This is a genomic window from Streptomyces aurantiacus (assembly GCF_001418335.1).
Classification (GTDB): domain Bacteria; phylum Actinomycetota; class Actinomycetes; order Streptomycetales; family Streptomycetaceae; genus Streptomyces; species Streptomyces aurantiacus.
Genome location: NZ_LIPP01000338.1, coordinates 1 through 6,857, shown reverse-complemented (window position 1 = coordinate 6,857; position 6,857 = coordinate 1). Strand labels below are relative to the sequence as shown.

Sequence of the window (6,857 nt, the reverse complement as noted above, 5' to 3'; positions counted from 1 at the left end):
GGGCGGGGGTGTCCGGGCTCAGGGGATTCGGGCTCACCGGGACCGGGGCCGTGTTCTGGGTGTAGATCTGCCCCGGCTCCGTTGGGCTGGAGTCGGGGCAGATCTGGGGTCGTACGTACGAAGGCGTCCCCACCCCTGCGTACGTACGAGGTCAGTGGGTGACCCTGTCGGGTTCGGTCATGTCCTGCGGTCCGGGGCGGTGGCGTGCTGTGGCTTGCCGCCTGCCGCCGCCGGCCCGCAGATTCATGGCCGTACCTCCCGCGGAGCGGTCAGTGGGCGATGACCGGGACCAGCACGTCGTCCTCGGCACCGTCGACCGACCCGGCGGACGGAGCCACGTCCGACGGCTTGGCGGTGACCAGGGTGAAGACGATCGCCGCGGCCGCGACGAGGATGCCGACGGCGAACCAGATCGCGTTGGTGTACCCGTGCACCTGGGCCTGCAGCTGTACGAGCTGCTGCTGGGCCTGGTTCGAGGCACCGCCGATGTGGTCCTTGAGGTACGACGTGGTGGCCGAGGCGGCGATCGTGTTCAGCAGAGCCGTACCGATCGCGCCGCCCACCTGCTGCGAGGTGTTGACCATCGCGGAGGCGACACCGGAGTCACGCGGCTCGACGCCCAGCGTGGCCAGGGACATGGCCGGCATGAACGCCGTACCCATGCCGAGACCGAGCAGCAGCATGGCCGGCAGGAACAGCGTGGCGTACGAGGAGCCGATCTCCATCTGGGTCAGCAGCAGCATGCCGAGCGCGGCGACCAGGAAGCCGGGGCCCATCAGCAGCCGCGCCGGAACGCGGGTCATCAGGCGGGCGCCGATCTGCGTGGAGCCCGTGATCATGCCCGCGATCATCGGCAGGAAGGCGAAACCGGTCTTGACCGGCGAGTAGCCCTTCACGATCTGCAGGTAGTAGGTCAGGAAGAGGAACAGGCCGAACATCGCGATGATCGCGAGGCCGAGCGAGAGGTAGATCCCGCCACGGTTGCGGTCGGTGATGACGCGCAGGGGCAGCAGCGGAGCCTTGACCTTGGACTCGACGAAGACGAAGGCCGCGAGCAGCACGGCCGACGCGACGAACAGGCCGATCGTCATGGTGTCGCCCCAGCCCTCCGACTCGGCGCGCGTGAAGCCGTAGACGAGGGAGACCAGACCGAGGGTGGACAGGACGACACCCGGGATGTCGAGCGGCGAGCGGTTGCGGCTGCCGGACGGCTCACGGATGACGAAGTACGCACCGGCCGCGGCGACGGCCGCGAACGGGATGTTCACGAAGAACGTCCAGCGCCAGTTCAGGTACTCGGTGAGGAAGCCGCCGAGGATCAGGCCGACGGCGCCACCGCCACCGGCGATCGCCCCGTAGATGCCGAACGCCTTGGCGCGTTCCTTGGAGTCGGTGAACATCACCGCGAGCAGCGAGAGCGCGGCGGGCGCGAGCAGCGCGCCGAAGGCACCCTGCAGGGCGCGGGAGCCGAGGAGCATGGCCTCGTTCGTCGCGGCGCCGCCGAGGGCGGACGCGCCGGCGAAGCCGATCAGGCCGGTGACGAAGGTGCGCTTGCGGCCCCACAGGTCGGCGATCCGGCCGCCGAACAGGAGGAGTCCGCCGAAGGCGAGCGCGTAGGCCGTGATGACCCACTGCCGGTTGCCGTCGGAGATCCCCAGGTCCTGCTGGGCCGAGGGAAGAGCGATGTTCACGATGGTCGCGTCGAGCACGACCATCAGCTGGGCGAGCGCGATGAAGCTCAGCGCTTTCCAGCGATTGGAGTCGGGAGCCGGCGCCTTTGCGGCGGGGGCCTGGGCTGTTTCAGACATGGGAGTACCCACTTCAGGACTTCGTGGCGAAAAAACGTGACGGAAGGGACGGCTCGTCACCGGTGACGTCTTCGTCGACTTCCTTGTCGACGCCCTCCTCGACGCCCTTGTCGGTGACGACCGGTGGCTGTGGGGTGACTGTGGTGGTGGCTGTGGGGTGAGTAGTGACTTTCGAGTAGTGACTCTCGAAGTGCGCGGATCTGATCGGTCGGTCAGCCGCTCGATCGCCCGCTCGGTCCTCGGTCCTTCGGTCGCTCGGTCGGTCGATCCGGCGGACCGCGGACCGCGGGCCCGGGCCGGCTAGTCGGTCATGCTCGTCGCAGGTCCTCCATGGTCACGGCCGTACCGGGCAGTTCGGAGCGGGCGGGTGCCCGCAGACCGTCCAGGAACAGCTGCAGGTGGCGGTGCACGAAACGGTCCATGTTCAGGCACGCGGTGCCGGGCAGAGGCCGGGTGAGCTGGCTGATGGCGACCATGAGGTCCCCGACTGCGATGTCGGTGCGAAGACGGCCCGTCCCCCGGGCGCGCTCCATGAGTACCTCGACCAGGCCCTCGACCCGCTCGCGCGAGGCGACCAGGTCCGGATGGTTGTCGTCGAAGGTCTCGGAGATCATCGGGCACAGGGCGCCGATCCTCTCCTCGGCCGACGCGTGGACGAACCGCGAGAGCGCCTCGAACGCGTCACCGGTCTCGGCGAGCATCTGCTCGGCCTGTTCGGAGACACGATCCAGGACCGAGCAGACGACCTCACGCTGGAGGGCCTCACGGTCCGGGAAGTTACGGTACAGCGTGGCGTTTCCGACGCCTGCCCGGCGGGCGACCTCGTCGAACGGCACCTCGGCGCCGCACTCGACGAACATGTCCCGCGCGGCGGCGACGATCCGCTCCCGGTTGCGCAGAGCATCGGCCCGCGGGCGGGGCACCTTGCGCTGTGCGACGGTGGCGGTCTCCACGGCGTACTCCTTCGAAAGTCTCTCGGTGGTCTCTGCTGCGGTCTCTACTGCGACAACTACTGCGACAACTACTGCGGTGACTACTTGTTCGTGTGATTCGAGGGCCCTCCCCCGTTTCACGCGGACACATGGCTAAACGGGGAGACGGTCCCCGGTTATTTCCCGTTCCCCGAGAGATTCGATGTGAGCTGAGTCACAAGGCGTAGATCGCTCGGCCGACGGGAAGTCCGGCGCCCTCCCCTGCTCTCCCCGGCTCTCCCCTGACCCCTCCCATGACCCGGCTCTCCTCACATCTCCCATGACCCGGCCCTTCCGCGTCCGGGCCATCCGGGCAGTCCGGGCCATCCGGGCCCTCCCCGGCCGGTCTCTCCCACGATCGGTCTCCTCCAGCGCGCGCCCGCGCATTCGGCGGCACAGGGTGATCGGACAGGGTGCAGCCATGAACGGGGCGGCTGCCTGGAGCGAAAGGCCTCTGCATGCAGCCGAGCAGCCGTCGGATACGCCCGCGCCGCCGCACCGCAGCCCTCTTCTCCGTCAGCGTCCTCACCCTCGCGGTCAGCACCTCCGCCGGGTCCGGGCAGCTGGCGACCGGCTCGAAATCGGCGGCGGGGCCCATCTCACTGGCCCGGTCCTCCCCGCTCGGTCCCTGCATGATCAGCGGCTCGATGGGCGTGCAGATGTCGGAGGGCATCCCCACCCCCGCGGGTTACGCGCGCTCCACCGGCACCGTCCGGGCCCTGAACCTGATGGTCGACTTCTCCGACGCGCCCGGCCAGGGCAAGGCGCTCGACCGCTTCGGCGAGTTCTTCCCGCAGACCACCGAATGGTTCCGCACCAGTTCGTACGGCCGCCTCGACTACCGTCCGCAGGCCCCGACGGGCGACTGGCTGCGGATGCCCAAGTCCTTCAAGGAGTACGGGATAGAACGCGGCGCCCCCTTCGACCCCGGTTACCGCGAGCTGGTCCAGGACATCGTGACCACCGCCGATCCGAAGGTGAACTTCCAGGACTACGACCTGCTGAACGTCCTGATCACCCCGAACGCCGGCCCGTCCGCCCTGGACACGGTCCTCTCCGTCACCTTCGCCGGCAACACCGAGGCGCCCGTCGCGGACGGGGTGCCCGTCGCCAACGCGTCCTTCGTCTACAGCCGCCAGGACGACGGGTCCGGCTCGTACGCCGAGACCGGTTACCGCGTGCTCCCCCACGAGAACGGCCATGTCTTCGGACTGCCCGACCTCTACACCCAGGACGGGGGCGGCGCCGTCGGGCACTGGGACATCATGAGCGAGGACTGGGGCGCCGACAACGACCTGCTGGGCTGGCACAAGTGGAAGCTCGGCTGGCTCGACGACTCCCAGGTCGGCTGCGCGGCCGAGCCCGGCACGACCGAGCACGTGCTGGCCCCGCTGGCCGAGCCCGGCACCGACGGCAAACTGGTCTTCGTCCCGGTCGACTCGAAGACGGGGTACGCGGTCGAGGTGCGCAACCAGGCGGGCAACGACGAGTCGGTCTGCAAGTCGGGCGTGCTGATCTACAAGGTGAACGCGGACGTCGACACCGGCCAGGGCCCGATCTCGGTGGTCGACTCCACGAAGGACAGCGGCGGCTGCACCCGCAGCCCGAACGTCCACGCCGAACTCTCCGACGCCCCCTTCTCCCCCGGCCAGTACTTCAAGGACCTGGACACCGGCATCCGCATCACGGTCGCGGGCACCGACCCCAAGGGCAACCACCGCGTGTACGTGACCCGCCACTGACGCCCACGCGGGTTCTGCAAGGGCGCGCGCGGGGGGTGCCTCAGCGGCGCGGGGGGCCTTTCAGGGGCGCGGGGAACTGCGCGCCAAGCCCCCACCGGCCCGCAGCTTCCGTACGGCCCAACGACCCCTTCCCTCGTGGAGCTACCCGTTTTCATTACCGTGGACGACACACCGTAATGGGGAGCCCATGCCACCGACCCACCTCACCCCTGCCAAGCCCGACGCAGTCGTCCCCGTCGAGGCCGTCACCCCGCTGATGCGCGGCATCACCGTGCTGCACCGCCTCACCGAGGCAGGCGGCACATCGAGCCTCAGCGGGCTGGAGAAGGCCACCGGCCTTGCCCGGTCCACGGTGGACCGCATCGCGGCGACCCTGGCCCGTATGGGCTATCTGCGCCTGGACGGCCGGGACGCCGTACTCGCACCACGGCTGATGGAGCTGGGCAACGCCTACCTGGCCGCGCTGCGACTGCCCCGGCTGCTGGACACGCGGGCCGACGCGCTCGCGGACGAACTGGACGAGTCGGTCTCCCTCGCGGTCGCCGACCGGGACGGCATCCGCTTCATCCACCAGGCCACCCGGCGGCGCGCGATGTCCCTGAGCTTCCGCATCGGAGACCTGCTGCCGGCCGAACGGACCGCCCCCGGCCCACTGTTCGCCACCGAGTGGACGCCCGAGGACTGGGCGCGCTGGCGGGACCGCCGGTCCGCGGACCCACGGGACCGCGGCTTCCCGGCGGTCCCCCCACGCGAGCACCCCACCGGACACTTCGCTGAGCAACCCCTTGAACACCTCACCGGGGGTGAGGAGTTCGAGGAGCGGACGCGCGAGGCGGGCGCCCGGGGCTGGGCCCTCGACGACCAGCTGATCGAACCGGGCCTGGTCGCCGTCTCGGTGCCCGTACGGGAACCGGGTGGGCGCGTCGCCTGTGTGGTGAGCGTGGTGAGCCACACCAGCCGGCACACCGCGGACTCCCTGCGGGACACCATGCTGCCCAGGCTGCGGTCGACCGTACGCGCCATGGAACGCGATCTGCGCACGGAACGGGACCTGCGCGAGGCGCCCACCCAGCCGCCCGCCGCCTCCACCGGGCCCACCGGGCCCGCCGGACTCGCCGGGCTCTCCGGGCTCGCCACCTGGACCGGTGCCTCGAAGCAGGAACTGGGCCGGGAGTTCATCGAGTCGCTGGCGCGGGGGCTGACCGTGATCACGGCGTTCGGCGAGGGCCGGGCCGAGCTGACGCTCACCGAGGTGGCAACGGCGACGGGCCTCGCGCGGGCCACGGCCCGGCGTGCGCTGATCACCCTGGAACACCTCGGCCATGTCACGGCCCACGGGCGGACCTTCACGCTCACGCCCCGCGTCCTGGCCCTCGGCTTTCCGCCACTGTCCCGTACGACGCTGCCGCAGATCGCGGCCCCGCACCTCGCCGACCTCGCGGGCCGGCTGCACGACTCGGCCTCCCTCGCTGTCCTGGCGGGCGACGAGATCCAGTACACGGCCCGCGTCGCCACCAGCCGCATCATGAGCGTCAACATCACGGTCGGTACCCGGCTGCCCGCGTACGCCACTTCGCTGGGCCGCGTGATGATGGCCGGCCTGCCCCCGGCCGAGCGGGGCCCGTTCCTGACCGGCCGCCACGCGCTGACCCCGCACACGGTCACGGACCCGGCAGCCCTCGCGGCCATCCTGGACCACGTACGGCAGGCCGGATACGCCCTGGTCGACGGGGAGTTGGAGGAGGGCCTGCGGTCGATCGCGGTCCCGGTCCGGGACCGTACGGGGAGGGTCGTGGCGGCCGTGAACGTGGCCATGCACAGTTCGCGGCGGACGGTCGAACAGTGTGCGGCGGAGGTACTGCCGGAGCTGTCGGCCACGGCCGGCCTGATCGAGGCGGACCTCCGAGTGGCGGGCCGCTTCACGCGCGTACGCGTGGCCTAGATCCTGCCCGCTCCTGCCCGGGCCTGCCCGCTCCTGCCCGGGCCTGCCCGCTCCTGCCCGGGCCTGCCCGACTCCGCCCTGCCCCATCCCGCCTTGCCCCATCCCGTCCTGTCCTGTCGATCTTTGTGGATCAGCCCGCGGCGTCGTCTTTTAGGGGCGCGGGGAACTGCGCGACCAGCCACAGGCAACCCGCAGATGCCCACGGCCCAACCACAGACGACCGGTTCACGACACCCGCATCGCACCCGCACCCGCACCCGCACCCGTAGAAGTGGGCCCGCTCCGCTCCCTCAAGGGGCGGTGTTACGCGCTCTGCCGGGCCATGAGGCGACGCGGCGGGGGTGTGCCGTCCGCACCCGCACCAACCGGCGCGCCCGCCGCGTCGCCTCATGGC

At 70.7% G+C, this 6,857-nt stretch carries 4 protein-coding genes; 2 read left to right on the top strand and 2 right to left on the bottom strand.

Translation table 11 applies throughout. The annotated features are described in order from the left end of the window. Positions 1-269 precede the first annotated feature (269 nt). Entirely contained in the window at positions 270-1,808 is a 1,539-nt protein-coding gene (locus tag AOK01_RS33970; protein WP_055518500.1) for an MFS transporter, read from the bottom strand. A 308-nt stretch (positions 1,809-2,116) separates the two neighbouring features. Next, on the bottom strand, positions 2,117-2,761 hold the full coding sequence (locus AOK01_RS33965) for a TetR/AcrR family transcriptional regulator (protein WP_055518495.1): 645 nt from the start codon (positions 2,759-2,761) through the stop codon (positions 2,117-2,119). Positions 2,762-3,237: 476 nt separating this feature from the next. On the opposite strand from AOK01_RS33965, the gene AOK01_RS33960 reads away from it, so the two are divergent. Together AOK01_RS33960 and AOK01_RS33955 are read left to right on the top strand one after the other, a co-directional pair. Then, on the top strand, positions 3,238-4,521 hold the full coding sequence (locus AOK01_RS33960; RefSeq protein ID WP_055518494.1) for a M6 family metalloprotease domain-containing protein: 1,284 nt from the start codon (positions 3,238-3,240) through the stop codon (positions 4,519-4,521). A 187-nt stretch (positions 4,522-4,708) separates the two neighbouring features. Next, entirely contained in the window at positions 4,709-6,463 is a 1,755-nt protein-coding gene (locus AOK01_RS33955; protein ID WP_055518492.1) for an IclR family transcriptional regulator domain-containing protein, read from the top strand. Positions 6,464-6,857: the final 394 nt, after the last annotated feature.

What these genes read in the sequence shown, in the direction of transcription:
- AOK01_RS33970 (WP_055518500.1), bottom strand. Translation starts at nt 1,808, where the DNA reads ATGTCTGAAACAGCCCAGGCCCCCGCCGCAAAGGCGCCGGCTCCCGAC.
- AOK01_RS33960 (WP_055518494.1), top strand. Translation starts at nt 3,238, where the DNA reads ATGCAGCCGAGCAGCCGTCGGATACGCCCGCGCCGCCGCACCGCAGCC.
- AOK01_RS33955 (WP_055518492.1), top strand. Translation starts at nt 4,709, where the DNA reads ATGCCACCGACCCACCTCACCCCTGCCAAGCCCGACGCAGTCGTCCCC.